Origin of the sequence: Providencia sp. PROV033 (assembly GCF_028484855.1) — a bacterium.
Lineage (GTDB): Bacteria > Pseudomonadota > Gammaproteobacteria > Enterobacterales > Enterobacteriaceae > Providencia > Providencia alcalifaciens.
Genome location: NZ_JAMPSW010000002.1, coordinates 58,998 through 84,344 on the forward strand (window position 1 = coordinate 58,998; position 25,347 = coordinate 84,344).

Sequence of the window (25,347 nt, forward strand, 5' to 3'; positions counted from 1 at the left end):
GTTACTCTTGATAACGTCATGTCATAAGGGGAAATAAAATGCGTCAGCAGCTATGTAACCTTGCCCGAGAAGCGGGTGATGCCATCATGAATATCTACAATGGTCATGCACCATTGCAAGTTGAACATAAGCAAGATGATTCTCCCGTAACGGCTGCGGATATTGCCGCTCACCAAATTATCAACGCGGGGCTTTTGCGTTTGACTCCGGATATTCCCCAGCTTTCTGAAGAGGATCCACCTGAATGGTCGGTACGTCGCCACTGGCAACGTTATTGGCTTATTGACCCTCTTGATGGAACAAAAGAGTTTATTAATCGTAATGGCGATTTCACGGTCAATATTGCTTTGATCGAAAAAGGTATTCCTGTCATGGGGGTTGTTTTTGCTCCGGCAAAAGGGCTGATGTATTACGCCAAAGGGGAACAAGCGTGGAAGGAAGAGAATGGACAAGTACAGCGTATTCACGTTAAACCCACGATCCCCCCAGTGGTTGTTATCAGTCGTTCTCATCAAGATCCTCAATTGATAGCATACTTATCTCAATTGCCGGAGCACCGTACGGTCGAGATTGGTTCATCACTGAAATTTTGTTTAGTCGCTGAAGGTCGCGCTCAGTTATATCCACGTTTTGGACCGACTAATATCTGGGATACAGCCGCAGGACATGCAGTGGCATTAGGAGCAGGGGCGAGCGTGGTGGATTGGCAGGGAAATACACTGGATTATTCACCGAGAGAGTCTTTTTTGAACCCCGGTTTTGAATGCCGATAAATAACCCGATAATAAAAAGTCGGGCAGTGTAATCTACCCGACTTAATGGAACAAACTTGATACTTAGTTATCTAACTGTAGCACTTTAGCGGTTGCTGCTCGGATATCTAAGCATGCCTTAGCATCCTGTTTTAAATCAATACCATAAGTTGGAATGATGTTCTTCAGGCGCGCTTCCCAGCCATCTGCGGAGAGCTGATCCGCGAAGCAAGTTTTCAAGACATTGAGGGCGATAAAGGCAGCGGTTGATGCGCCAGGTGATGCGCCCATTAATACGGTGAACGATTTATCTGCACTCGTAATCAGCTCAGTACCGAACTCCAATACGCCTTTTTTCACAGGATCTGGCTTAATGATCTGTACGCGCTGACCTGCAACCACTTCTTTCCAATCTTCACGCTGCGCATCAGGATAGAATTTTTGCAGCATAGAGAATTGATGAGCAGACGTTTGCAGTACTTGCCCCACGAGATATTCAGCCAACGACCAATCATCTTTCGCGATGGCAAGCATCGGTTCAATATTGTTCAGTCTGATAGAATCAAACAGATCCAGATAAGATCCATGTTTTAGGAACTTACTCGAGAAACCAGCATATGGCCCAAACAGTAAAGAGCGTTTTCCGCCGATGATGCGGGTATCTAAATGCGGTACAGACATCGGTGGTGAGCCTTTATCGGCTTTCCCGTAGACTTTGGCATGGTGGCGAGCCGCCACTTTTTCATCGTCACAGCGTAGCCAAATTCCACTCACAGGGAATCCGCCATAGCCTTTACCTTCAGGAATACCGGATTTTTGCAGTAACTCAATGGCGCGACCACCGGCTCCTACAAACACAAATTTTGCGGACGTAATGGTTTTTTCGTGAGTCAGAAGGTTCTTCACTTCGACATTCCAGCGCCCATCAGGCGTCTGTTTTACATCAATAACTTCATGTTTATAGTGGAGAGAGAAACCGCTCTGTTCACTCAATTGTGCCATCAGTAAATGGGTTAAGGCGCCGTAATCGACATCTGCCCCTGTGATAACGCGAGTGACTGCAATTTTGTCATTAGGATCACGACCTTCGACGACTAATGGCGCCCACTCATCAATCTGTTTTAGATCATCGCTGTATTCCATATTTTGGTAGCAGTGATGGGCAGACATCTGGCGGAAGCGTTGCTGTAGGAATTTAATGTTGTCTGCACCAGACACAAAGCTCATGTGCGGGCATGGGTGGATAAATTCCCGTGGATTTTTAATTTTTCCTTTGGTGACTAAGTAGGACCACAGCTGGCGAGACAGGTCAAATTCGGTATTTACTTCAAGGGCTTTGCTGATATCAACCGTTCCGTCAGGATTTGGTGGCGTATAGTTCATTTCACAGTTTGCAGCATGACCTGTGCCTGCGTTGTTCCATGGATGAGAGCTTTCTTGTGCACAGTCATTCAGTCTTTCGAATACCGCAAGAGTGAGATTAGGCTCCAACTCTTTAAGAAACGTACCGAGTGTTGCACTCATGATCCCAGCGCCAATTAGCGCGATATCAACATTTTCTGCAATGGGTTTTGTCATGGAAATACCTATTTTTTATTGGGAGTGAAACACAAATCGGTGCCTTCTTGATACACCACATAGGCGCGTCTCCAAGGTTCATCACCAATCAGACGCCATTTATGCCCTGTTCCAGTATTGTCTTGAGCCAGCAAGATATCGCCTGGCTTAATAATAAATGTTGAGCCATCTTTAGTTTCGAACTCTAATGTGCCCGTGAGCGTGATGACATAACGAGGAACGGGGTCTTTGTGCCAGTCCCAAGAGCCGCCCGAAACTGTTTCACGAAACGTGAGCTCATTGACGGCAATGACAGGGCTTTGGTCATCTCCACGAGCGACACCATTAAGCTCAACAGTGCCTTCTTCAAATAGAGAATTACCATCTTCACCTGTCCACATACGAATACAACGGATCATCTTATTTAGCTCCTAATAATATTGCGTAATAACTAAGATAATGTTCAGTGTTTCGATTTTTACCTTAACGAGAAAAAATAGTTAAATTTAGAAAATATGATGTCTTCAAATCTAAAGTTTTTTAATGATAAGGTCAAAGTTAATATTTTTAAGTTGAAGAGTGTTATTGAAAAAACACTATTTTGATTTTTTTTTGATGATTGTTTTTGGATGAGTTGGTTTGATATATTTTTGATTAAAATCAACGCGATAAAAGATAATACTTTTTTGATTAAATAAACTCTATTTTATTCTTTTTATTATCATGTTGTGATGCTCAACAATAGAGAGTGTAATAAATTGTAATGTATAAAAAATAAATGAATAAAATAGAAAAATAAAGGGTAAAGAAGTCATTTAGTGATGTTTATATAGTGCTCTCTAAAATAGTCAGGGTAAAAAGGATATTTTTACCCTTTACGGATTAATTACTTTTTGGGTTTAGAATTCCGCTTAAAGCAAGATGTTGAATAAGCATGATAGTTTTACCATCCATGATCTCCCCATGTTTGATGGCAGAAAGTGCATCAGGAAATGACCATTCCATGACTTCAATATCTTCACCTTCATCAGCCAGCCCACCGCCTTCACTTTGGCGATCTTTATCGCTGTATTGTGCAATATAAAAATGCAGTTTTTCAGTGACTGAACCGGGACTCATAAAAGCTTCAAATACTTTTTCGAGATTATCGATTTTATAGCCAGTTTCTTCTTCTGCTTCAGCAATAATTCTGGCTTCTGGAGATGAGCCTTCCAGTAACCCCGCTGCGGCTTCAATAAGTAATTGTTTATATCCGGAAACGTACATCGGCATACGGAATTGGCGGATCAGAATAATGCTATTTTTGGCTTTGTTATATAGCAAGATCACGGCGCCATCACCACGATCATACACTTCACGCTCTTGCTTCTGCCAAGTGCCATCGTGTCGCTGTAGTTCATAGGTATATTTTTTAAGTATATACCAGTTATCTGACAGTAATTTTTCGCTGATATTCCTAACGTGAGGTTGTTTCATAAATAAGTGCAAGCAGAGACAAGGTAAAGATAATCTAGCACTATAAACAGAGAGGGGAAATAGGCATCAAATAGCAAAAAGCCAGCAAGGTTTATTTGCTGGCTTTTTGTGGGGGTAAATTATTTAATGATTTGAAGCTGTTTCACATCAATTTCTTTTGAGTTCCAATCTTTATCAACTTCACCACGAATTTCGATTTTATCCTTCGGTGTTACATTCACACCATTGAAGCGTTTTTGGCTAATTTCGACGGTAATGGTGCCAGTACCATCGGTAAATTCGTAATGTTTTTTATCCAGTTGTTTGACGAGGTTTCCGCGTAAAACAACCCAGCTATTGTCTGATAATTCAAGCGCTTTAGCGACGGTAGTTTCACTTGCATTAGGACCACTAAATCCGCCATCTTGGGTTTTCATGGTGTCGGTGTTGGTGGTGTTGGCAATTTCACCAGGACCTGAAAAACCACCAGTAGCAGCGAAAACAGGGGCAGTAGCAAGTGCAGCGATTAAGGTGATTAAAGGTAATTTTTTCATTTTTGTTTCTCCATGAGTAACCAGAAATTTGGTCTATGGGATGTATTTAACCAAGTAAATCTTAACAGGATCTTAAGAACTCAAATTAATTAAATATATTTTTAATTTGGGCAATCACCACTGGTCATCGTGAATTGAATAAGATAAATATAACAATATTCGATGTGGAGGTTAACTATGCGTATTTTATTAATAGAAGATGATCGACTTATTGGCGATGGATTAAAGGTGGGTTTAACCCAATTGGGATTTACCCTCGATTGGTTTATGGATGGTAAACAAGGTCAGCAAGCTTTGTTTGATGCCCCTTATGATGCCGTAGTACTGGATCTCTCTCTTCCTCATATCGATGGTATGGATATTTTGAAATTTTGGCGTAAGCAAGGGCGCGATGAACCTGTATTGATTTTAACGGCTCGCGATGCGCTTGAACAACGGGTGAATGGACTACAACAGGGGGCAGATGATTATCTGTGTAAGCCTTTTGCATTGGCAGAGGTTGCTGCTCGCTTACAAGCACTGATTCGTCGGCGCAGTGGGCAGCTCTCTCCAACCTTGGTGCATGGCGATGTGGAGATGGACCCTTTAGCGATGACCGTGACTTATCAAGGAAAACCCGTACAGTTAAAGGGTAAAGAACTGGCATTATTGTCTCTGTTTCTACATAACCCGAAAAAGGTACTATCCCGTAGTGCAATAGAAGAAAAGTTATATAACTGGGATGAGGAAGTATCTAGCAACTCAGTTGAGGTACATATTCACCATTTACGGCGTAAATTAGGCAGCAAATTTATTCAAACAGTTCATGGTATTGGCTATCGACTGGGTGATGAAGCATGAAAACATTCAGTTTAAGACTCAAATTGACGTTAATGTTATTGCTCCTTGCCGTCATGACATGGGGAATTGCGAGCTCTCTTGCGTGGTATCAAACCTATAAAACCATTAACGAATTGTTTGATACTCAACAAATGGTATTTGCAAAACGCTTGTCAGTGCTACCAACGGATATCGATTTACCCCAAGCATCATTGAGTAAAACTAAGCGATTATTACGAAAAAATCGAGGTAGCCAAGATGATGACGCGCTGGCATTTGCGATTTTTACACCAAGTGGTGAGATGGTCCTGAATGATGGAGATAATGGACGCAAAATTGAATTTCAATTTGATCGTGAAGGATTCAGTGAAGGTAAGCTGAAAGGTAGTGATGATGAGTGGCGTTTTGTTTGGCTAAAATCTATAGATAATCAATATATTATTGCAGTTGGGCAAGAATGGGAATATCGCCAAAGTATGGCTAACAGTATTATGCTTTCCCAGTTAATTCCGTGGCTGGTGGCATTACCTATTATGTTGATAGTCTTTTTGTGGTTGCTCACTCGAGCATTAAAACCGCTGCGGGATGTAGCAAAACAGTTACGACAAAGAAAGCCGGATGAGCTGAGCCCTGTCATGGTACCGACGATTCCCAGTGAGGCTAAGCCAATCTTGGATTCCCTTAATGGATTATTTGCCAAAATAAACCAAATGTTTGTGCGTGAGCGGCAGTTTACCTCTGATGCTGCCCATGAGTTACGTAGCCCGCTTGCTGCACTGAAAGTACAAACGGAAGTGGTACAAATTGCAGGAAGCGATGAGGCTATTCGTCAGCATGCGGTCGCGAATCTTTCGGAAGGTATTGATCGAGCCACTCGACTGGTCGATCAACTATTGACGTTATCTCGCCTAGAATCGTCTAACCAGTTGGACGATGTGGGGGAGGTGAGCTGGTCAGACTTAATTGAGCAAGCGGTAAAAGAGAGTGAGCGGGAAGCGCAGCAAAATCAGGTGACTTTGGATGTATCGATTGTCGAAACACCGCCACCTTTTAAGGGGCAAGCGCTTTTACTGTCCGTATTGTTAAGAAATCTGCTTCATAATGCCATTCGTTATGGTAAGCCATCGGGTAAGGTGGAGATCAACTTATATCGCCATTATTTAGAAGTGAAAGATAATGGTGCTGGGGTATCTTCTGAAGTGCTGGCTCGTTTAGGTGAACGTTTTTATCGACCGCCGGGACAAGAAAAAACAGGTAGTGGTTTAGGCTTATCAATTGTTAAACGTGTGGCTCAGCTGCACCATCTTAATGTGACATTTAATAATGTTACTGAAGGTGGATTCTGTGTAACTATTCATTGGAATGAATAATTTTGTTTGTTTTATGCGTAATGCTGCATAGAATTGCCGCGGAATAATCGACTATTGTTACATCTTATTGGGATGTGATTTTGCGGTAATATCCACTGAAATTTGATCATGATAAACGAAATTTCTGTGCGCAGGCTCATTTTTGCGCACAGAAAAATATCGCATGCCTATGATACACAAAACCTTATCGGTTCACTTATTGTTTTCCTAATTCTGCGACAATCACGCTAATCGCTTTATTAATTTCTTGTGGAGTGAGCGCGCCATCTTTATAAAATAAAACATTACCTTGTTTGTTGAGAATAATAATGGCAGAACTTTCTGGTGCAAGGCTCCATGCATTCTTCACTACGCCATCGCTGTCTATTATGAATTGGGAGTAAGGAAACTCCTTTTTACTGTCTTCTACGCTGTTTTTGACAAAAACACCTGTACCGAACATGGCATCATCAGTATTGATAATGCTGGTGGTTTGGTATTTATCATGAGGGAACTTAGCTTGCTTAATAGCTTCAATAAGCGGGGCATTGAGCTCCTTGGCTGACGACCGTCCAGCGATATGTTGGATAGTGCGGACTTTGCCCGCAAGTTGTTGGCTCTTCCATGGCTGATAATCGAACTTACCTGCGTTATCTAACAGGAGTTCACCTTTATCGGTAACGGTCACGGCAGGGACGGGTTGGTTTAATTGAATGTTAATGGCAAATCCTGTTGAAGATAAACCGAGTAAGCAGGCTAATAAGAACAGTTTTTTGATCATAAAAAGTACCTTTAGAAATCATTGTCGTTGTTGTGTAGGGTGGGGATCTCAGGTGTTGCTAGTTATAGCATAGCTCATCGGATGAGTAGTAAGACAAAAATTAACAAACTGATAAAATTCAGCATAAAAAGGAGGTTTTGGGTGAATTTAACAGAGTATTGACAATGTCATGTTATGTCAGCATTTTGAATAAAATTGCAATTCTAGAACCAAAAAAAATTTTCTAGTCTATGATTACTGAACGGTATGCAGTGGGATATCGTCAGAACAACATGGAGATTCGTTCTAATGAAAATTTTTAAGCATTATAACCCATCGAAAATTGCTCTTTATGTGAAAACATTATTCAGAGGTAGGCTCTACATTAAGGATTTTGGAGCTTTCGAATTCAATAATGGAAAAATTTTACCACCCAAAGTGAGCGATAAAACCCATTACAATGTAATGAATGAAGTGAACAAGCAAGTGGTGCTATTACGAGCTGAGTTGGGCTAACAACCTTCAAGCTCCTTAAGAATAACAACGCCACATACAGTGGCGTGTTCATATTAGCTATCAGTGGTTATTTTAAGTTTTTGACGTATCTTCACTACCCGCAGTACCTGGCTGAACCACAACTGCGGACGGTGTGTTTGTGATACGCGTGACTAACAGCTGATCAATCTTGTAGTTATCAATATCGACTACTTCAAATTTGTAGCCCGCATATTTCACATAATCAGTGCGTTTCGGCATCTTTCTCAAGCGATACATCATAAAGCCTGCGATGGTTTCGTAGTTGCTGAAATCTGGGAATTCGTCGATATCAAGGATACGTTGAACATCCTCGATTGGCGTGCCCCCATCAACCAGCCATGAATTCTCATCACGGGTAATAATTTGCTCTTCTTGTCCTGGCCCAATCAAGTCACCCATTAAGGTGATCATCACGTCATTGATGGTAATAACACCCATCACTAAGGCATATTCGTTCAGGATAACGGCAAAATCGACGCCACTATTTTTAAAGGCTTCTAAGGTATCAGATAGGGATAAAGTATCCGGAAGCATTAAGGTATTCTGGATATGTACACCGTCACGTAAACTCAGGCTTTGGCCATTCAATACGCGGTTGAGGAGCTCTTTGGAATCCACATAACCAATGACATGGTCAATATCCCCTGCACAGACTAAAAATTTCGAATGTGGCTGGGTGGAGATTTTGTGTTTGATGCTCTCTTCAGATTCGTCTTTATCAAAGAAAATGATGTTTTCTCGTGGTGTCATCGCCGAAGGAACAGTACGTGACTCAAGTTCAAACACGTTTTCAATAAGCTCGTGCTCTTGTTTACGCAACACCCCAGCGACCGCGCCCGCTTCAACAACAGCAAAGATATCATCAGAAGTAATGTCTTCATTACGTGCAGTGGGTAATTTGAAGAGTTTAAAAATTAAGTTCGCTAAGCCATTGAAGAACCATACGAGCGGGCTTAAAACCACTAAGCAGAAACGCATTGGGTTAACGATGCGTATAGCGATAGCTTCAGGTTTTACCATTCCAATACGTTTTGGTGTTAAGTCCGCCACGAGAATAAATAAGCTGGTGACGATGGTAAATGACACAATGGAAGCGGCTTGCTGTGCCCATGTAGGGGATAAGAATTTAATGAATAGCTCTTGCAATGCAGGAGAGAATGCAGATTCACCCACAATACCGGCTAAAATCGCGACGGCGTTTAAACCAATTTGTACAACGGTGAAGAACATGCCCGGCATTTCTTGTAATTTGAGAACGCGAGCGGCGTTAATGTTGCCTTCGTCGGCCATTAACTTCAATTTAATACGGCGAGAAGCTGCCAATGAAATTTCGGACAGCGAAAAAAATGCGCTGATTGCACATAATAAAAGAACGATAAGTAAACTGTTTAGCATAAATTATCCAACCCTCTAGGTAGTGAATTGTCACTTCTTGAAATCCTAAAGGCAATGTAAGGGTATTCCATTTCAATATTAATTAGCGCCTTAGCGCGGTGGGTATCGCGCTAAGTATAGCACTAGCCTATTTTATCTGGCTATATATTCGTCATTATAAAATTATTTAGGCAGGTAAGCAGACGCCAATCCCTCCCAGCCCACAATAACCATTTGGATTTTTATACAGATATTGCTGGTGGTAATCCTCCGCAAAATAGAATGTATCAAGTGGACGAATTTCTGTTGTGATTGGGCGATGGTCCTGCTTTTCAGCCATAGCGTGTTGATACGCATCACGAGTTTGTACCGCTTGTTGGTACTGTTCATCTGACACCGTATAAATAGCAGAACGATATTGCGTGCCAATATCATTACCTTGACGCATACCTTGTGCCGGATCGTGGTTTTCCCAGAATAGTGTGAGCAATTGTGCAAAACTGATTATTTGCGGATCAAAAACCACTCGTACGACTTCAGTATGCCCTGTTAGTCCAGTACACACCTCTTCATAGGTTGGGTTCAGAGTTATGCCGCCACTATAACCTGCGGATGTGGAGAAAATTCCCGTTTGTTGCCAAAATAATCGCTCCACGCCCCAGAAGCAACCCATTGCAAAATAAGCAATTTCCATATTCTTAGGAATAATCTCAATCGAATGATGGGTCACCGCATGATAAGGTGACACTTCCATTGATGTGTGACGACCAGGCAGTGCCTGAAATTCATTATCGGGCTGAAATTGATTAAAAGTCATAACGATTCCTAAATACACTCAGTATAGAAATAAAGTAAAAATTGGGATAAAAACTTGTATCAGTGGCTTATTTTACTCAAAATAAGTCGTTGCTGAGTAATAAGTCAAATTGTCTATCACCCTAGGAGCAGGCGTGTCGAAATATCTTACCCTTTGTGCAGTATGCCTAACAACGGCGGTACCTGCAGCATTTGCTGCGAACCTACGCCTTAATATTGAAGGGCTTGAAGGGCAACTCAATCAGAATGTCCGTATTCAACTTTCTAATATTTCACAAGATGAAGTGGTTGCAAATGGGCGTTTTCGTGCTCGAGTAGAAAAAGCGATTCGTGAAGGGTTAAAACCGCTGGGTTATTATGATCCTACGGTGGAATTTAGTTATGAAGAAAAAACGCCACCGGCTCGTTCAATATTAACCGCTAAGGTGTTGCCAGGTGAACCCATTCTTCTTCAAGGGGTTAATGTGGTACTCGAAGGTGGGGCGAAAACAGATCCTGATTACGCCAGTATGATTAAAAAAATACACCTAAATATGGCATCATCCAAAATGATGGTGAGTATGAAGACTTCAAAGGTAAATTTAGCAGCTTAGCTATCCGTAAAGGGTATTTCGATGCCATGATGGAAAAAAGTCAGCTAGGCATTTCTGTTGATCATCATGCCGCGTATTGGGATTTTGATTTTAACAGTGGTGAGCGCTATCGCTTTGGTAAATTAACCTTTGAAGGCTCTCAAATCCGCGAGGATTACCTCAAAAATCTGTCTCCTTTTAAAGAAGGGGAATATTACACTTCTGAACAGCTTGCGGAGTATAACCAACGGTTGGCTTCTACGGGATGGTTTAGCTCTGCAATAGTGACCCCGAATATTCAAAAAGCGCGTGAGGAACACACGGATTTATTACCAATGGAAGGCATCATGAGCCCTAGAGCTCAAAACTTCTTAGAGCTCGGTGGTGGCTATGCGACGGATGTTGGTCCTCGTGTCAAAGCAACATGGAATAAGCCGTGGATTAACTCTCGCGGGCAAAGCTTAACATCGAATATTAGCCTGTCACAGCCAGAACAAGTTATTGATGCTAGCTATAAAATCCCACTCAAAGCGAATCCTCTGGAACAGTATTATGCGGTTCAAGGGGGCTTTAAACGTACAGATTTAAATGATACGCAAGCCAACACCACGACATTGAACGTTTCGCGTAATTGGGATTATTCAAGCGGATGGCAATATGGCGTGAATATGCGCTGGATGCTCAGTAACTTTACTCAAGCCGATGTCACCAATACGACCATGTTGCTGTATCCGGGCGCAAACGTGAGCCGAATTCGCCAGAAAGGCGGCGTAATGCCAACGTGGGGTGATAGTCAACGTTATTCTATTGATTATTCGAATAAAATCTGGGGGTCGGATATCGACTTCCTCGTTTTACAAGCCAAAAATGTGTGGATTCGAACGCCGTGGGAAGGGCATCGATTTATCGTGCGCGGTAATGTGGGTTGGATTGAAACTAATAACTTTGACAAAGTCCCACCTGACTTACGTTTCTTCGCAGGGGGGGACGGTAGTGTTCGCGGTTATGGCTATCAAAAGATTTCTCCAGAAGATAGCAGTGGCAAGTTAACCGGGGCATCCAAGCTAGCCGTCGGTTCCGTTGAATATCAATATAACTTCACCGGAAATTGGTGGGGAGCCACGTTTATCGATAGTGGTGAAGCGGTTGATGATTTTAAAAACAGTGATTTTAAAACGGGTGCAGGTGTTGGTATCCGTTGGGTATCTCCAGTTGGACCGATTAAATTGGATTTAGCTAAGCCTATTGGCGATCCAGATAATAATAAAATTCAGTTTTACATCGGATTGGGGACAGAACTATGAAATGGATGAAGTGGCTAAAATGGATTGCAATCACCCTTTTATTATTGTTAGTTCTGGTCGTTAGCGCTCTATATTGGGTATTAGGAACAAAGTCAGGTTTGCATTTTGCATTGAATTCAGCCACGCGTTTTGTGCCTGAGCTCACTATCGGTTCGATTGAGGGTGATATTAATGATTTAACGCTCTCAGGTGTAAAATATCAGATGCCAGGTGTGGATGTGGATGCGAAAAAGATCCACCTAGCATTACGTTTGAAATGCCTGACCAGCCGTGAAGTTTGTATCGATGATTTATCAACAGAAAGTGTGATGGTCAATGTAGATACCAGCCAGTTTCCTCCCTCGGAAGAGACTCCACCATCAGAGCCGTTAACTGAGCTAAACGCACCTTTGACGATTCGTCTTATGCAACTGGCACTGGTTGATACCCATGTTAATGTAGATGGCACCGTTATTGACCTCGACAAGTTCGCGACAGGGATTACATGGCAAAAAAGAGCCATTGAAATCACCCCGACTGATATTATTAATTTAGCAATAAGCCTGCCTCCGAGTGAACCAGCTGCGGAAGTCAAACCTGCTGAACCTGTCGTACCTGAAGGTGAGCAGCAATCACTTGGTGATCAGCTTAAGGCATTATTCTCTAAACCGTTATTAGCGGATCTTCCTGAAATTATCCTGCCTGTTGATTTGAACGTTGAGGGGATCCATGCCTCTAATTTCCAGTTGAAAGGCGATACGGACATTACGATTAACAGCCTGAATTTGCAGTTAGAAAACACAGGGCAAAATGTTTTATTGAAACAGCTGAAAGTAAATGCACCTCAAGGGGATGTTGCCGTTTCAGGATCCATTTCACTGCAAGAAAAATGGCCTGTCGCATTGTCTGTGATTGGTGAAAGCCGCTTTGAAGATTTAAATGGGCAAAAAGTCGATTTAATGCTTAAAGGTGGGCTGATGGATGAGCTGATGCTGGCACTGAATCTAAATGGTCCAATTACCGCAACATTAGAAGCTCAAACTGATTTAGCACAAGCTGATTTTCCAATTGAGTTGACCTTAGAAAGTAAAAAATTAACGTGGCCGCTGGTGGGGGAAAGCCAATATAAGCTTGATGATACCCGCCTACGTTTGAATGGTCGTCCTTCCAGTTATGATCTCTCTTTACGTTCAGCCATTACAGGCAAAGATTTACCACCATCGAAACTGTTGTTAGATGCAAAAGGTAATGAAGAGAAAATTGATTTAACACGCCTGCGCTTATCCGCATTGCAAGGTAATGCCGACCTTTCTGGTGTTGCTGATTGGAGTAAAGCCATCAGCTGGAATATGGTACTGACGTTATCGGGTATCAATACAGCAAAACAATATCCAGAATGGCCTGCAAAAGTTGAAGGAAAAGTTGCCACGAGAGGCAGTATGTATGGCGGAAGTTGGCAACTAGAAGTTCCTGAAATTACTTTAGATGGTCATGTTAAATCGCATATTTTAAAGGCTCGAGGTAACGCGAAAGGGAATGCGGCTGGGCAATGGGATATTCCAGATTTTAACCTCATGCTGGGTAAGAACAGCGTGAATGTAAAAGGCTCCTTGGCGGATAAATGGAATCTCGATGCCAAGATAAATGCGCCAGCACTCAATGGTTTGCTACCTGGATTAGGCGGTGTAATCATTGGGGATCTGAAACTTCGCGGTGATTTACAGGCGCCACAAGCACTTGCAGATTTAACGGCTCGCAATGTGAGATGGCAAGATCTCACCGTGGAGACCACAACGATTAAAGGTAATGTCGCAACAGGTGACCAAATTAAGGGTGACTTGTCTGTAATAGTTCGTGGATTGCATCAAGGGGATCTCGCGATTAGCAATCTGACACTCGATGCCAAAGGTAGCGAAAAACAGCACACCTTAAAATTGAATGTAACGGGAAAACCGGTTTCAGGGCAGCTTGCTCTTGCGGGTAGCTTCGATCGCCAGACTGAGGTTTGGAAAGGTAATTTAAGTAACACTTTGTTTGATACTGAAGTTGGAGAATGGCGTCTTAATCAAGCAATGTCCTTGAACTACAACAACACCACGCAAGAAGTGTTGATTGGTAGCCATTGCTGGGTAAATCCAAATGCGCGCTTGTGTGTACCTAAGCCTGTTAAGGCCGGTAAAAGCGGTAGCGCAGATATTGTATTAGAGCGTTTTGATCTTGCGATGATCAAACCTTTCATGCCTAGTGATACACGGGCTACAGGCGTATTTACTGGGCGAGCGAACGCAGTTTGGAAAGCAGATGGTAGCCTGCCACAGGTGAAAGTCGACCTGAATGGTGATGGCGTCAAAGTCGTGCAGTTTGTTGATGGTGCGCGTTTACCTATTGAGTTTGATACGCTGACATTAAATGCTGGTCTTAAAAATGGTAGAGCGGATCTGAATTGGTTATTGAAGATTGCTAACAATGGGCAATTCAAAGGAAATGTACAAATTTCTGACCTAGAAAGAAAGCGTCTCCTTTCCGGTAATATCGAAATCAATGCCATTACGTTGGGCTTAATCAAACCACTGCTGGGTGAAAAAGACATTGCAAATGGGAATTTGAATGCAAATTTACGCGTAGGGGGCTCGGCTTATAATCCATTAATGAACGGTAATGTCACGTTATCTGGCCTAGAAATTAAATCTGGTTTGATTCCGTTTGATATTCAAAATAGCCAACTAGCGATTAACTTTAATGGCACCAGTTCGGTGATGGTCGGTCAGATTAAGACCCCAGAAGGTTACCTCAATATTGATGGTGATGCCGATTGGCGAAATATCGATGCGTGGCGAGCAAAAATATTGGCAAGAGGGAACAATTTACGTGTTTCTCTGCCACCGATGATCAAAATTGATGTGCAACCTGATCTCATTTTAGAGGCTTCACCGAAGTTGCTAACATTAAATGGGAGTGTGACCATTCCATGGGCACGAATTACTGTACAAGAACTGCCTGAGTCAGCAGTTAGCGCTTCTTCTGATGTTGTCATGTTAGATGATCAATTAAAGCCAATTAACCCGAAACAGCCCTCGATCCCAATCCAAACGAATTTAAATATTAATATTGGTCATGATGTGCGTCTGGATGCGTTCGGTTTGAAAGCTCAGCTAACAGGCTTATTAAAAGTTGTTCAGAATAAGCAGGGGTTAAGCTTAAACGGCCAAGTGGATATTCCTTCTGGGCGTTTCCGCGCTTACGGGCAAGATTTGATTGTGCGTAAAGGGCAAATTCAGTTCTCTGGACCTGCGGATCAGCCATTCTTAAACTTAGAAGCAATTCGTAACCCAGATAATACAGCCGATGATGTTATCGCTGGAGTCAAAGTTACAGGACTTGCCGATAAGCCGAAAGTTGAGATATTCTCTGAGCCCGCAAAAACACAGCAAGAAGCACTTTCCTATCTGTTAAGAGGAGAAGGGCTTGATAGCGGGGATGCGAATGGGTCACAAATGACTTCAATGTTGATTGGGTTGGGCGTTGCTCAAAGTGGTCAATTAGTGGGTAAAATTGGTGAAACATTTGGCGTGTCAGATTTAGCAGTTGATACGCAAGGCGTAGGTGATAGCTCGCAAGTGGTTGTGAGTGGGAAAATTACGAACGACTTGCAAGTTAAGTATGGAGTTGGCATATTTGATTCTCTAGCGACGCTCACTTTACGCTATAGAGTCATGCCGAAACTGTATTTAGAAGCAATTTCTGGCGTTAATCAGGCTTTAGACCTGCTTTACCAATTCGAGTTTTAATATATGCGTATCATTGTTTATGGCAGTTTAAGACGCAAGCAAGGGAATCATCACTGGATGACTTATGCTCAGCTGCTAGGTGAGCATAAGCTAGAAGGCTATGAACTGTATGACCTTGGATATTATCCAGCGGTTGTTCGAGGGAATGGCACGATTGAATGCGAAGTTTATCGCATTAATCCCTCTATCTTAACTGAGTTAGACGAATTAAAGAAAAATTCGCAAGATTACGAGCGCGAGTTAATCCCGACACCTTATGGTAATGCGTGGATTTATCTCTATAAACATTCAGTTGAAGGTCTTCCCCGCATCAAAAGTGGTGATTGGCTAAAGCGCAATGAAGAAGAGTAATCCGTAGTGAATCCGTAATAAAAAAACGCCGGCACTGTATCAGTGACCGGCGTTTTTTCATATGCACTAAGCGTGGCTCATCGTATTGAATTCTCTTTTTTGAAATACAGCCAGCTTGCGTGATAAACATTGAGATAAAAAAAAGCACTGGCAAAAACCAGTGCTTTTTCTATCCACGGAAGGGATTAATTATTTTTTTGCAGCGCGTTCGAAAGAAGCGATAATTTCAGCTTTAGCAGCTTCCGCATTCTCCCAACCATCAACTTTAACCCACTTACCTTTTTCTAAATCTTTGTAATGCTCAAAGAAGTGAGTGATTTGTGCACGCAGCAGCTCAGGAATATCGTTCACATCTTTGATGTGGTCGTATTCTTTGCTCAGTTTAGTGTGTGGTACTGCAACTAATTTTGCATCTTCACCAGATTCGTCAGTCATTTTCAGCACGCCAACTGGACGGCAGCGGATAACTGAACCTGGTTGTAATGGGTATGGAGTTGGTACTAAAACGTCAACAGGGTCACCATCTAAAGACAGAGTATTGTTGATGTAACCATAGTTGCATGGATAGAACATCGCAGTAGACATGAAACGGTCTACAAACAATGCGCCAGATTCTTTATCAACTTCATATTTGATTGGATCAGCGTTAGCTGGAATTTCGATAATTACGTAGATATCTTCAGGCAGTTCTTTACCTGCCGGTACATTGTTCAGGCCCATTAAAATGTATCCTTATGAGTGCTTAAAATAACGTGGGGGACATTATAGCCGCAAAGAGAGGTAAAACTCACTAGTTGGAGAGAAATTCGATCAAAAAAGGCGAGAGAGCCTCGCCTTCAGGTCAAACGGAATGTTGATTATTCTGCGTCAGGGTACTCACGCATAAAGGATTCCGCTTTTTCAACCATGGCTTTCGTGCCCACAAAGAACGGCACACGTTGGTGCAATTTAGTTGGGACGATGTCTAACACGCGGTTAGTACCATCGCTTGCTTTACCGCCAGCTTGTTCCGCTAAGAATGAAATTGGGTTGCATTCGTACAGAAGGCGCAGTTTACCCGTAGGGTGACTTGCGGTGCTTGGGTAAATGTAAATACCACCTTTGAGCAGGTTACGGTGGAAGTCTGCCACTAAAGAGCCGATATAACGAGTGGTATATGGGCGGTGGGTTGCTTCATCTTGCTCTTGGCAATATTTAATGTATTTCTTCACACCCATAGGGAACTTGATGTAGTTACCTTCGTTAATGGAATACATTTTACCTTCTGCTGGGAACATGACTTTTTCATGAGACAGACAGAATACACCTAATGATGGGTCGTAGGTGAAAGCATGAACACCGAAACCTGTGGTGTAGACCAACATGGTTGATGAACCGTAAACCACATAGCCCGCAGCAACTTGGCGGTTACCAGGTTGTAAGAAGTCAGCTTCTGTAACCGGTTGACCAATTGGAGTAATACGGTGATAAATAGAGAAGATAGTTCCAACGGAAACGTTTACATCGATGTTCGAAGAACCATCTAGTGGGTCCATTAAAACAACATATTTCGCGTTTTCTGCACGATCACCTTCGAAAATGACGATTTCATCTTCTTCTTCAGAGGCGATACCGGCAACTTCTCCGCGCGCTTTCAAAGCCGCTTTCAGTTTTTCGTTTGCATACAGGTCAAGCTTCATCTGAACTTCACCTTGGACATTCGACACACCACTAGTGCCGAGAATGTCAACGAGTCCAGCTTTGTTAATATCACGATGGATAATTTTAGCGCCCAGTTTAATCGCTGACAGTAATGCAGTCAGCTCACCTGTTGCATGAGGAAAATCTTGTTGCTTTTCGACGATGAATTCGCCTAATGTTTTCATGACGAAGGTCCTGAATAAAATTGACAGAAATTTGCGGGTCTTTATTGTACCCTCGGGCGGAGAGTTTATCTAAATAAAGAAAAGATTAATAGGCTAATACATTTATAAACCGGTGATTGATGAGTAGAATAGTAGAATAGTGACAAACCTCATGCTATTGGATGGAAAAGAATGCACATACATATTTTAGGCATATGCGGAACCTTTATGGGCAGCTTAGCCATTTTGGCTCGTTCTTTAGGGCACAAAGTGACTGGGTCTGATGCAAACGTCTACCCACCGATGAGTACATTGCTTGAAAAACAAGGCATTGAACTAATTCAAGGATTTGATCCCGCACAGTTAGAGCCAATCCCCGATATGGTGGTGATTGGGAATGCGATGACCCGTGGAAATCCGTGTGTTGAAGCGGTATTAGAGCGCGGTTTACCTTATACCTCAGGGCCTCAATGGCTCCATGATCATGTTCTTCCTGAGCGTTGGGTATTAGCGGTTGCAGGTACTCACGGTAAAACAACAACCGCGGGGATGCTTGCGTGGATCCTCCAAGATTGTGGCTATGAACCTGGCTTCCTGATTGGCGGTGTTCCGGGGAACTTTGATGTTTCTTCCCAAATTGGTAAGAGTCCTTTCTTTGTCATTGAAGCGGATGAGTACGATTGTGCATTCTTTGATAAACGTTCCAAGTTTGTTCATTACAGCCCTAAAACTCTGATTTTGAATAACCTTGAGTTTGACCATGCGGATATTTTTGAAAATCTAGAAGCGATTCAAAAGCAATTCCATCATTTGGTTCGTATTGTACCTAGTAGTGGCAAAATCTTTATGCCTAGTAATGATAGTAACCTCAAACAAGTCATGAACATGGGGTGCTGGAGTGAACAGGAGCTGGTGGGAGAAAACGGCGAATGGCATGCAGTGAAACTCAATCATGATGGTAGCCAGTTTGAAGTGTATTACCAGCAAGAAAAAGTGGGTGAAGTGAGCTGGTCCCAAGTGGGTAATCACAATATTCAAAATGGCTTGATGGCAATTGCAGCTGCTCACCATGTTGGGGTTCCTGCGAAAGAAGCCTGTTTAGCATTGGATAAATTTATTAATGCGCGTCGCCGTCTTGAGCTACGCGGTGTTGAGAATGAGGTTAGTGTTTATGATGACTTTGCTCACCATCCAACGGCAATTTTAGCGACGTTAGAGGCATTACGTAGCAAAGTTGGTGGTACTTCACGTATTATTGCTGTGCTGGAGCCTCGCTCAAATACCATGAAAATGGGGATCAGTAAGAATGATATCGCGCCAGCTTTAGGTCGTGCGGATGAGGTCTTTTTATTCCAACCCGCCAATATTCCGTGGATGGTAACGGAAATTGCGGAGCATTGTGTGCAGCCAGCGCGTTGGCACGCTGATATTGATGCTCTCGCCAACATGGTGATTGAGACAGCTCAACCTGGCGACCACATTTTAGTCATGAGTAATGGCGGGTTTGGTGGGATCCATGAAAAGCTACTCGCTGGATTGAAGCGTAAAGCGGAAGCAAAACCGGAAGAGTAATATCAAAACTTCACATAAAAGCCCTAACAGTTTGTTGGGGCTTTTTTATAGTTGCTGAAGAATTTCGGTATTTGCTGAAGCAGGAGGACCTGAACAGCTTAATACCGTACCCTGTATCTCTTTCTTCACGTTGCCTAAATAACAATCTACAGAATCAGTAAATAGATGGAACAGGCATCCGACAGCAATAGCTTTTAATTTCCAAGATGGGAAAAAGAACAGCACAACATAAGCGATTGCCGCCCAAATTGTATGCATAGGATGGAAACCCACACCGCAACGATCAGGATCAAAAATAGGATCCGCAAGAAGATGGTCGAGATCGATAACCATCGTTGAGACCATTAATAATCCAGCAAGCTTCCAATTTTTTCGCCAAAATAAATAGCCAAATAAAAAAGGCACTAAAAAATGGAAACCGTAGTGAACGATGTTTCTTAAGATCTCAAATAACACAGGTTTATCTCGATAAGAATCAGTGGAAGACGGGTCACTATAGTGCCAAAAATGAAAAGAGGGAACTCAGTTCCCTCTTTTTAGATATATAAAGCGACGGGAAAGGACTAAAGTTCTTGTTCAAAGAGAACCTGAATGGCTTCGTACAGTTCGCGAGTCGTAAAATCATTCGTTGGTGTGGAGAAAATCGTATCATCACCAGCGATGCTGCCTAAGATACCTTCAGCTTTGCCGAGGGAGTCTAGCAGTCGGGCGATGAGCTGTGCTGCCCCTGGACTGGTACGGATCACAACGACAGAGTGGTTGTAATCAACATCTAAAACTAAGTTTTTCAATGGGCTAGTAGCAGTTGGGACACCTGGCTCGGTAGGTAAACAATACACCATTTCCATTTTTGCGTTGCGGGTACGTACAGCACCAAACTTCGTTAACATTCTGGAAATTTTAGATTGATTAATGTTTTCGAAGCCTTGCTCTTGAAGCGCAATCACAATTTCTGCTTGGGAGCTGAACTTTTCCTCTTTAAGGAGTGCTTTAAAGGCTTTTACCAAGTCTTCTTGTTTCGACATAGTGCGCATAATTAACCCATCTTTTTGGTATTAAACTGAGCTGTATTATGTGGAAAAGTGCATTTTTATGCAAGATAATTGAGTTTTGATGGTTTAATGAGCGATTTAAGATACGGTTTTTCTGGTAGGACGCGCGTGATTATCTTAAATTGTTGGTTTGAAATTTAGTTTAAAAATAATTTGGTTTAACAATAAGTTGCTGTGAAAAAAATGTTAAATTATTAATCGGTGCTTAATAAAGCATCAAGTAAAATTACATTTGATGTTAAATGCAATAGCAATAAAAACTATTTGTTAAAAAAGTGCCCGTTATCTCATTAACAGATAAGGAATTTGTTTAGAATAGCCCTATTGTGTTGGTGATTTATCTTGCGTTAACACTTCTCTCTAACTGTTAAAGAATTGTTTTTTATAAGTAATATGTTTAGTGCGTAGTCAGATGAATTCATATATTTTAAAGTACAATTAAGGAGTTTTAGAATGAAAGTTGCAGTCCTAGGTGCAGCAGGTGGTATCGGTCAGGCTCTCGCCCTTCTTCTCAAAAACCAGCTCCCAGCAGGTTCAGAACTCTCCCTCTACGACATCGCGCCAGTCACTCCGGGTGTTGCTGCTGATTTAAGCCACATCCCTACAGACGTTAAAGTTGTTGGTTTCGCGGGTGAAGATGCTACACCAGCACTGAAAGGTGCAGATGTTGTATTAATTTCTGCGGGTGTTGCACGTAAGCCAGGAATGGATCGCTCTGACCTGTTTAATGTGAACGCAGGCATTGTACGTAACCTTGTTCAACAAATCGCGGTCACCTGCCCGAAAGCACTGGTTGGTATTATTACTAACCCAGTGAATACTACCGTGGCTATCGCGGCTGAAGTCCTGAAAAAAGCGGGCGTATATGATAAAAACCGTCTGTTTGGTGTAACCACACTGGACATCATCCGTTCAAATACGTTTGTTGCTGAATTAAAAGGCAAGAAAACCCACGAAATCGAAGTGCCGGTTATCGGTGGGCACTCAGGTGTGACAATTTTGCCATTACTGTCTCAAATTCCAGGTGTTAGCTTCACTGATGAAGAAATTGCTGCACTGACTAAGCGTATTCAGAACGCGGGCACTGAAGTGGTTGAAGCTAAAGCAGGTGGCGGGTCAGCAACATTATCTATGGGTCAAGCAGCAGCTCGTCTGGGCTTATCTCTGGTCCGTGGTCTTCAAGGCGAAAGCAACGTGGTTGAATGCGTATACACAGAAGGTGAAGGTGAACACGCTCGCTTCTTCGCACAACCTGTTGTATTAGGTAAAAACGGTATCGAAAAACATTTACCAATTGGTAAGTTAAGTGCATTTGAAGAGAAAGCGCTGAAAGAGATGTTAGGCGTACTGAAAGCAGATATCGAATTAGGTGAAAAATTCATTAACAGCTAATGCTAGTTAAGATTTAACGCTTAAATAAGGGCTGAATTGTTTGATGCAAATCAGCCCTTTATTTTCATGTCTTATAAGTTTTCACTTATCAAAATAAGGGGAAATCCCCTGAAGGTGTAATAGCGTAATACCGCTCATTATTAATGAGAGAAATAATATATTTTATCTTTCAGCGCTGAATAGGAATGAAGACGAATTTTAACTGTTTTCCTCTGTTGGCTCCCTGTTTTCTATTTCTTCTATTTCTGTGACTTTTCTTGGTTTATCTCGAATCCTTCTTTCTAAGAGTTCACCCGTCATGGGGTCATAATAGCGGCTAGGCCAAATTTCGGATGGGTGAATACCTAAAAAGTTTGCGATGATCCATTCACCTTTTGGCCAAGGTCGCGATAGTGCATTCGCGAGAGTTGATGAGCTAAGCCCCGCTTCACGAGAAATAGCAGCAAGAGTTGTTCCACGTTTGCGTAATGCCGCAATGATATCTGCTGGGTGCCAGTTTGATTTCCGTAACATCATTTTTTAATCCTTTTTTCATTCAGAATCATGTAGAGTTAGTGGTACATCTAACAGAATATTGTGGTACATTCAGTACAATTGTTCTGTTATTGGAAATAAAATAACAGAATTTCCCAATAATAATTTCTAATTTTTTCTTAAAGTTCATTTTTATGGAACTGTCGTTATTTTTATGAAAATAGTAGAAAGATTTAGATAATTATTGTGAGTTTAGCTAACACATTGAAAATAAAAATAACTCATCGTAGTTAGCTCTCTGTTTTTTATAATTTCTTATATTTATTCTCTTTATCGCGAAGATTTATATTTCTTAATAATGTATTGAATTATTTAAAAAGAATGAATTTCTTAATCCATACTATAAGTCTATTGATATAAAACAGAAAATACCGATATCTATATAACTTAGTAATAATTATTTTTAATATTAAAAGTAGGTATTGAAATGATTAAGAAAATAAGGAAAGTTTTTAGTTAATCGAAGTCGTCATCGTAATGACAAGGAGCGTCGATAATGATTAAAGAATGGTTAACAGCAAAAGAACTCGTTGGTCGTCAGGGGCTTCCATCAAGTACTCAGGGAATAAATGCGATGGCAAGGAGAGAAAATTGGTTGAGTCGAAAGCGAAGGGGGATTCAAGGTAAAGCACTTGAATACCATATTAGTTCGATTCCCATTGATCTCGAAGAACCAGCCGTGATGTATGAAGCTCCAAGGATTTATCACGTTAAACGTGATGAGCATGCACATATTTGGCAGGAAGCGTATAACCAGCTTTCCCATGATGAGCGAGTGGCAGTTTTATCCTTCATTATGCGTAAAGGTGCTTTAGCGTTAATTGATCTTATTAATCAAAATAATCACATGTAAATTACATACTGTATTGAATCGAATAAATTTTTAGAAAAATAACTTTGGTATAGCGACAAAAGCAGGTTGCAAAATATAAGCTAAGCGTAAAAGTGATATTATGAAAAAATTGTGGTTCACTGCGAAAGAATTAGCAGGGTTAGAAGGTCTTCCATCTTCACCTCAAGGCATTAACTTGATGGCAAGAAGGGAAGGTTGGAAAAATCGTCGAAAAAGAGGTGTTCAAGGGAAGGCCGTTGAATACTATGTAGAAAGTTTACCAAATGAGATCCAAAGGGAACTCTCACTTCACGAGCCATCGACACCTTATCAAGTGCAGCGGATTGATGCGCTACAAATTTGGTCTGAAGCTTATTATCAATTGACTGAAGCTGAGCGGAAAACGTTCGTAAAATATATTCTTCGTCACGGGCTATCGTCATTATTGGCTAAAATTGAGCCTGAAGAAGAGTAGGAAATTAAAAGGGTGAAATCACTTTCACCCTTTTAATTGTTTGTGTCGTGCTCTATCTCTGGTTATGAATGACGCTGAATTGCCACATGTGCTAAGCCAATCAAGGCTTCTTTATAAACAGAGTCTTCAAGCGCATTTAAAGCATCAATGGCTTTTTGTGCCTCTTCTTGCGCACGTTGGTATGTGTATTCTAAGGAGCCACAGCGTTTCATTGTGCTAAGAACGGTTTCTAACAGATGACGCCCATTACCTTGCTCAATAGCTTGCCTGATCAGAGCTGACTCTTCTTCATTACCATGTTGCATTGCGTGTAATAGTGGGAGCGTTGGTTTCCCTTCATCAAGATCATCACCTGTATTTTTACCTAATTGAGTATTATCAGCATCATAATCCAGAAGATCGTCAACTAATTGGAATGCCGTACCAATATAGCGACCATAATCTTGCAATGCTTTCTCTTGCTCAGGTGTTGCATTAGCTAAAATAGCGGAGGCATGGGATGCCGCTTCAAATAGGCGCGCAGTTTTACTGTAGATCACCTGCATATAGCTCTCTTCAGTAATGTTAGGATCGTTACAGTTCATCAGCTGTAAAACTTCACCTTCTGCGATCACGTTGGTGGCTTCAGACATGAGTTTTAGAACACGCATCGAATCCAGATCCGTCATCATCTGGAAGGATCGTGTATAAATAAAGTCGCCCACTAATACGCTTGCAGCATTACCAAATACCGCATTAGCTGTCTGCTTCCCGCGACGCATATCCGATTCATCGACCACATCATCATGCAATAAAGTGGCTGTATGGATAAATTCGATTAATGCAGCGACTTGGATATGTTTGTGTTCAGAATAGCCAAGGGATCGTCCCGCAAGGATCGCGATCATCGGACGTATCCTTTTTCCGCCCCCACTCACGATGTAATAACCTAATTGATTGATTAATGCTACGTCTGAGTTTAATTGGCTGAGGATCGCTTCATTTACTGCTGACATATCCTCGGCTGTCAGTTCAACGATAGATTCTAAATTCATTGTAATATATTCATATTATTAGTTTTTGGGGAATTCCCTAAGTCAAAAATGGGAAAACCGATATCACAGTAATGACGTAAGCATAACACTATTAATAATAAGATTATCGGGTGAAATGCAAAAAATGTTTAAATAAGTAACAATTCAAGATATTCCTGATAAATCAGCTGGAAAAAGATATGACTGATAAAAAAGTCGTATTTTTTGTAATCTAACTGCATTATAGGCTTGTGTTCTGCTGCTTTTTTGCGTAGAATTCGCGCCCTATTGTGAATATTTTATAGCGTGCTCTGGAATTGAAATATTTAGCGAGTACGCGGAAAGCGGAGTTAATATGTACGCGGTTTTCCAAAGTGGTGGTAAACAACACCGAGTTAGCGAAGGTCAAACTGTCCGCCTAGAAAAGCTGGACATCGCAACAGGTGAAACTGTTGAATTTGATCACGTTCTGATGGTTGCTAATGGCGATGAGATCCAAATCGGTGCTCCTATCGTTGAAGGCGTTAAAGTGAAAGCGGAAGTAGTTGCACACGGTCGTGGCGATAAAGTTAAAATCGTTAAGTTCCGTCGTCGTAAACACAGCCGTAAACAGCAAGGTCACCGTCAGTGGTTCACTGATGTTAAGATCACTGTCATCGCTTAAGA

The 25,347-nt window shown here is 41.8% G+C and carries 24 protein-coding genes and 1 pseudogene; 12 read left to right on the plus strand and 13 right to left on the minus strand.

Features of this window, described 5'->3' with window-relative positions; all coding sequences use genetic code 11:
• The first annotated feature begins 38 nt into the window (after nt 1-38).
• Entirely contained in the window at nt 39-773 is a 735-nt protein-coding gene (gene cysQ, locus PSF16_RS00835) for a 3'(2'),5'-bisphosphate nucleotidase CysQ (protein WP_272688623.1), read from the plus strand.
• Between the two features lie 63 nt (nt 774-836).
• Here cysQ and mqo read toward each other — a convergent pair whose 3' ends face one another.
• The 4 genes from mqo to PSF16_RS00855 form a co-directional block, all read right to left on the minus strand.
• Nucleotides 837-2,330: a malate dehydrogenase (quinone) gene (gene mqo, locus PSF16_RS00840; protein ID WP_272688624.1), complete on the minus strand. Its 1,494-nt coding sequence runs from the start codon at nt 2,328-2,330 to the stop codon at nt 837-839.
• Between the two features lie 8 nt (nt 2,331-2,338).
• Nucleotides 2,339-2,728: a cupin domain-containing protein gene (locus PSF16_RS00845; protein ID WP_006662395.1), complete on the minus strand. Its 390-nt coding sequence runs from the start codon at nt 2,726-2,728 to the stop codon at nt 2,339-2,341.
• A 463-nt stretch (nt 2,729-3,191) separates the two neighbouring features.
• Nucleotides 3,192-3,785 (minus strand): NUDIX domain-containing protein, encoded by a 594-nt coding sequence (locus tag PSF16_RS00850; RefSeq protein WP_272688625.1) that lies wholly within the window; start codon nt 3,783-3,785, stop codon nt 3,192-3,194.
• A 119-nt stretch (nt 3,786-3,904) separates the two neighbouring features.
• Complete coding sequence (locus tag PSF16_RS00855; RefSeq protein ID WP_006662397.1) at nt 3,905-4,318, minus strand: YgiW/YdeI family stress tolerance OB fold protein; 414 nt, start codon at nt 4,316-4,318, stop codon at nt 3,905-3,907.
• A gap of 177 nt (nt 4,319-4,495) precedes the next feature.
• On the opposite strand from PSF16_RS00855, the gene qseB reads away from it, so the two are divergent.
• Entirely contained in the window at nt 4,496-5,158 is a 663-nt protein-coding gene (gene qseB / locus PSF16_RS00860; protein WP_272688626.1) for a quorum sensing response regulator transcription factor QseB, read from the plus strand.
• Complete coding sequence (gene qseC / locus PSF16_RS00865) at nt 5,155-6,507, plus strand: quorum sensing histidine kinase QseC (protein ID WP_272688627.1); 1,353 nt, start codon at nt 5,155-5,157, stop codon at nt 6,505-6,507. The genes qseB and qseC overlap by 4 nt, the downstream gene beginning before the upstream one ends.
• Nucleotides 6,508-6,703: 196 nt before the next feature.
• Here the strand turns inward: qseC and PSF16_RS00870 are convergent, their stop codons facing one another.
• A complete protein-coding gene (locus tag PSF16_RS00870; RefSeq protein WP_006662400.1) occupies nt 6,704-7,267 on the minus strand; it encodes a YtfJ family protein in 564 nt (187 codons plus the stop codon).
• A gap of 288 nt (nt 7,268-7,555) precedes the next feature.
• On the opposite strand from PSF16_RS00870, the gene PSF16_RS00875 reads away from it, so the two are divergent.
• On the plus strand, nt 7,556-7,762 hold the full coding sequence (locus tag PSF16_RS00875) for a DUF1107 domain-containing protein (RefSeq protein ID WP_006662401.1): 207 nt from the start codon (nt 7,556-7,558) through the stop codon (nt 7,760-7,762).
• A 72-nt stretch (nt 7,763-7,834) separates the two neighbouring features.
• Here the strand turns inward: PSF16_RS00875 and PSF16_RS00880 are convergent, their stop codons facing one another.
• Both PSF16_RS00880 and msrA read right to left on the minus strand, forming a co-directional pair.
• Nucleotides 7,835-9,178 (minus strand): hemolysin family protein, encoded by a 1,344-nt coding sequence (locus tag PSF16_RS00880; RefSeq protein WP_272522531.1) that lies wholly within the window; start codon nt 9,176-9,178, stop codon nt 7,835-7,837.
• Between the two features lie 166 nt (nt 9,179-9,344).
• Nucleotides 9,345-9,974 carry a peptide-methionine (S)-S-oxide reductase MsrA gene (gene msrA, locus PSF16_RS00885; protein WP_272688628.1) on the minus strand — a complete coding sequence of 210 codons (630 nt, stop codon included), beginning with the start codon at nt 9,972-9,974 and terminating at the stop codon, nt 9,345-9,347.
• A gap of 133 nt (nt 9,975-10,107) precedes the next feature.
• On the opposite strand from msrA, the pseudogene tamA reads away from it, so the two are divergent.
• The 3 genes and pseudogenes from tamA to PSF16_RS00900 all read left to right on the plus strand — a co-directional run bounded on the left by tamA (nt 10,108) and on the right by PSF16_RS00900 (nt 15,967).
• Nucleotides 10,108-11,849: pseudogene (gene tamA / locus PSF16_RS00890) on the plus strand (autotransporter assembly complex protein TamA).
• Nucleotides 11,846-15,616, plus strand: coding sequence for an autotransporter assembly complex protein TamB (tamB, locus tag PSF16_RS00895; protein ID WP_272688629.1), 3,771 nt, complete (start codon nt 11,846-11,848; stop codon nt 15,614-15,616). Before tamA ends, tamB begins: the two are co-directional and overlap by 4 nt.
• Nucleotides 15,617-15,619: 3 nt before the next feature.
• A complete protein-coding gene (locus PSF16_RS00900; RefSeq protein WP_006657999.1) occupies nt 15,620-15,967 on the plus strand; it encodes a gamma-glutamylcyclotransferase family protein in 348 nt (115 codons plus the stop codon).
• Nucleotides 15,968-16,156: 189 nt separating this feature from the next.
• Here the strand turns inward: PSF16_RS00900 and ppa are convergent, their stop codons facing one another.
• Both ppa and fbp read right to left on the minus strand, forming a co-directional pair.
• Nucleotides 16,157-16,687, minus strand: a complete 531-nt coding sequence (ppa, locus tag PSF16_RS00905) for an inorganic diphosphatase (protein ID WP_006658000.1) — start codon at nt 16,685-16,687, stop codon at nt 16,157-16,159.
• Nucleotides 16,688-16,824: 137 nt separating this feature from the next.
• A complete protein-coding gene (gene fbp / locus PSF16_RS00910) occupies nt 16,825-17,832 on the minus strand; it encodes a class 1 fructose-bisphosphatase (protein WP_006658001.1) in 1,008 nt (335 codons plus the stop codon).
• A 171-nt stretch (nt 17,833-18,003) separates the two neighbouring features.
• Between fbp and mpl the strand changes: the two genes are divergently transcribed.
• Nucleotides 18,004-19,383, plus strand: coding sequence for a UDP-N-acetylmuramate:L-alanyl-gamma-D-glutamyl-meso-diaminopimelate ligase (gene mpl, locus PSF16_RS00915; protein WP_272688630.1), 1,380 nt, complete (start codon nt 18,004-18,006; stop codon nt 19,381-19,383).
• Nucleotides 19,384-19,428: 45 nt separating this feature from the next.
• Here mpl and PSF16_RS00920 read toward each other — a convergent pair whose 3' ends face one another.
• Nucleotides 19,429-19,839, minus strand: a complete 411-nt coding sequence (locus PSF16_RS00920; protein ID WP_006662405.1) for a DUF6122 family protein — start codon at nt 19,837-19,839, stop codon at nt 19,429-19,431.
• Between the two features lie 107 nt (nt 19,840-19,946).
• Nucleotides 19,947-20,417, minus strand: a complete 471-nt coding sequence (gene argR / locus PSF16_RS00925; RefSeq protein ID WP_006662406.1) for a transcriptional regulator ArgR — start codon at nt 20,415-20,417, stop codon at nt 19,947-19,949.
• Nucleotides 20,418-20,888: 471 nt separating this feature from the next.
• Here argR and mdh point away from each other — a divergent pair, with 471 nt between their 5' ends.
• On the plus strand, nt 20,889-21,827 hold the full coding sequence (gene mdh, locus PSF16_RS00930) for a malate dehydrogenase (RefSeq protein WP_006658005.1): 939 nt from the start codon (nt 20,889-20,891) through the stop codon (nt 21,825-21,827).
• Nucleotides 21,828-22,025: 198 nt separating this feature from the next.
• Here the strand turns inward: mdh and PSF16_RS00935 are convergent, their stop codons facing one another.
• On the minus strand, nt 22,026-22,343 hold the full coding sequence (locus tag PSF16_RS00935) for a helix-turn-helix domain-containing protein (RefSeq protein ID WP_006658006.1): 318 nt from the start codon (nt 22,341-22,343) through the stop codon (nt 22,026-22,028).
• A 514-nt stretch (nt 22,344-22,857) separates the two neighbouring features.
• Between PSF16_RS00935 and PSF16_RS00940 the strand changes: the two genes are divergently transcribed.
• Together PSF16_RS00940 and PSF16_RS00945 are read left to right on the plus strand one after the other, a co-directional pair.
• Nucleotides 22,858-23,214, plus strand: a complete 357-nt coding sequence (locus tag PSF16_RS00940) for a DNA-binding protein (protein WP_272688631.1) — start codon at nt 22,858-22,860, stop codon at nt 23,212-23,214.
• Between the two features lie 100 nt (nt 23,215-23,314).
• Entirely contained in the window at nt 23,315-23,668 is a 354-nt protein-coding gene (locus PSF16_RS00945) for a DNA-binding protein (RefSeq protein ID WP_272688632.1), read from the plus strand.
• 62 nt (nt 23,669-23,730) lie between these two features.
• Here the strand turns inward: PSF16_RS00945 and ispB are convergent, their stop codons facing one another.
• Entirely contained in the window at nt 23,731-24,702 is a 972-nt protein-coding gene (ispB, locus tag PSF16_RS00950; RefSeq protein WP_272688633.1) for an octaprenyl diphosphate synthase, read from the minus strand.
• A 334-nt stretch (nt 24,703-25,036) separates the two neighbouring features.
• Between ispB and rplU the strand changes: the two genes are divergently transcribed.
• On the plus strand, nt 25,037-25,345 hold the full coding sequence (gene rplU, locus PSF16_RS00955) for a 50S ribosomal protein L21 (protein WP_006658010.1): 309 nt from the start codon (nt 25,037-25,039) through the stop codon (nt 25,343-25,345).
• Nucleotides 25,346-25,347 lie beyond the last annotated feature (2 nt).

Excerpts from the sequence above, each read along its gene's own strand:
- cysQ (WP_272688623.1), top strand. The coding sequence starts at position 39 with ATGCGTCAGCAGCTATGTAACCTTGCCCGAGAAGCGGGTGATGCCATC.
- mqo (WP_272688624.1), bottom strand. The coding sequence starts at position 2,330 with ATGACAAAACCCATTGCAGAAAATGTTGATATCGCGCTAATTGGCGCT.
- PSF16_RS00845 (WP_006662395.1), bottom strand. The coding sequence starts at position 2,728 with ATGATCCGTTGTATTCGTATGTGGACAGGTGAAGATGGTAATTCTCTA.
- PSF16_RS00850 (WP_272688625.1), bottom strand. The coding sequence starts at position 3,785 with ATGAAACAACCTCACGTTAGGAATATCAGCGAAAAATTACTGTCAGAT.
- PSF16_RS00855 (WP_006662397.1), bottom strand. The coding sequence starts at position 4,318 with ATGAAAAAATTACCTTTAATCACCTTAATCGCTGCACTTGCTACTGCC.
- qseB (WP_272688626.1), top strand. The coding sequence starts at position 4,496 with ATGCGTATTTTATTAATAGAAGATGATCGACTTATTGGCGATGGATTA.
- qseC (WP_272688627.1), top strand. The coding sequence starts at position 5,155 with ATGAAAACATTCAGTTTAAGACTCAAATTGACGTTAATGTTATTGCTC.
- PSF16_RS00870 (WP_006662400.1), bottom strand. The coding sequence starts at position 7,267 with ATGATCAAAAAACTGTTCTTATTAGCCTGCTTACTCGGTTTATCTTCA.
- PSF16_RS00875 (WP_006662401.1), top strand. The coding sequence starts at position 7,556 with ATGAAAATTTTTAAGCATTATAACCCATCGAAAATTGCTCTTTATGTG.
- PSF16_RS00880 (WP_272522531.1), bottom strand. The coding sequence starts at position 9,178 with ATGCTAAACAGTTTACTTATCGTTCTTTTATTATGTGCAATCAGCGCA.
- msrA (WP_272688628.1), bottom strand. The coding sequence starts at position 9,974 with ATGACTTTTAATCAATTTCAGCCCGATAATGAATTTCAGGCACTGCCT.
- tamB (WP_272688629.1), top strand. The coding sequence starts at position 11,846 with ATGAAATGGATGAAGTGGCTAAAATGGATTGCAATCACCCTTTTATTA.
- PSF16_RS00900 (WP_006657999.1), top strand. The coding sequence starts at position 15,620 with ATGCGTATCATTGTTTATGGCAGTTTAAGACGCAAGCAAGGGAATCAT.
- ppa (WP_006658000.1), bottom strand. The coding sequence starts at position 16,687 with ATGGGCCTGAACAATGTACCGGCAGGTAAAGAACTGCCTGAAGATATC.
- fbp (WP_006658001.1), bottom strand. The coding sequence starts at position 17,832 with ATGAAAACATTAGGCGAATTCATCGTCGAAAAGCAACAAGATTTTCCT.
- mpl (WP_272688630.1), top strand. The coding sequence starts at position 18,004 with ATGCACATACATATTTTAGGCATATGCGGAACCTTTATGGGCAGCTTA.
- argR (WP_006662406.1), bottom strand. The coding sequence starts at position 20,417 with ATGCGCACTATGTCGAAACAAGAAGACTTGGTAAAAGCCTTTAAAGCA.
- mdh (WP_006658005.1), top strand. The coding sequence starts at position 20,889 with ATGAAAGTTGCAGTCCTAGGTGCAGCAGGTGGTATCGGTCAGGCTCTC.
- PSF16_RS00935 (WP_006658006.1), bottom strand. The coding sequence starts at position 22,343 with ATGATGTTACGGAAATCAAACTGGCACCCAGCAGATATCATTGCGGCA.
- PSF16_RS00940 (WP_272688631.1), top strand. The coding sequence starts at position 22,858 with ATGATTAAAGAATGGTTAACAGCAAAAGAACTCGTTGGTCGTCAGGGG.
- PSF16_RS00945 (WP_272688632.1), top strand. The coding sequence starts at position 23,315 with ATGAAAAAATTGTGGTTCACTGCGAAAGAATTAGCAGGGTTAGAAGGT.
- ispB (WP_272688633.1), bottom strand. The coding sequence starts at position 24,702 with ATGAATTTAGAATCTATCGTTGAACTGACAGCCGAGGATATGTCAGCA.
- rplU (WP_006658010.1), top strand. The coding sequence starts at position 25,037 with ATGTACGCGGTTTTCCAAAGTGGTGGTAAACAACACCGAGTTAGCGAA.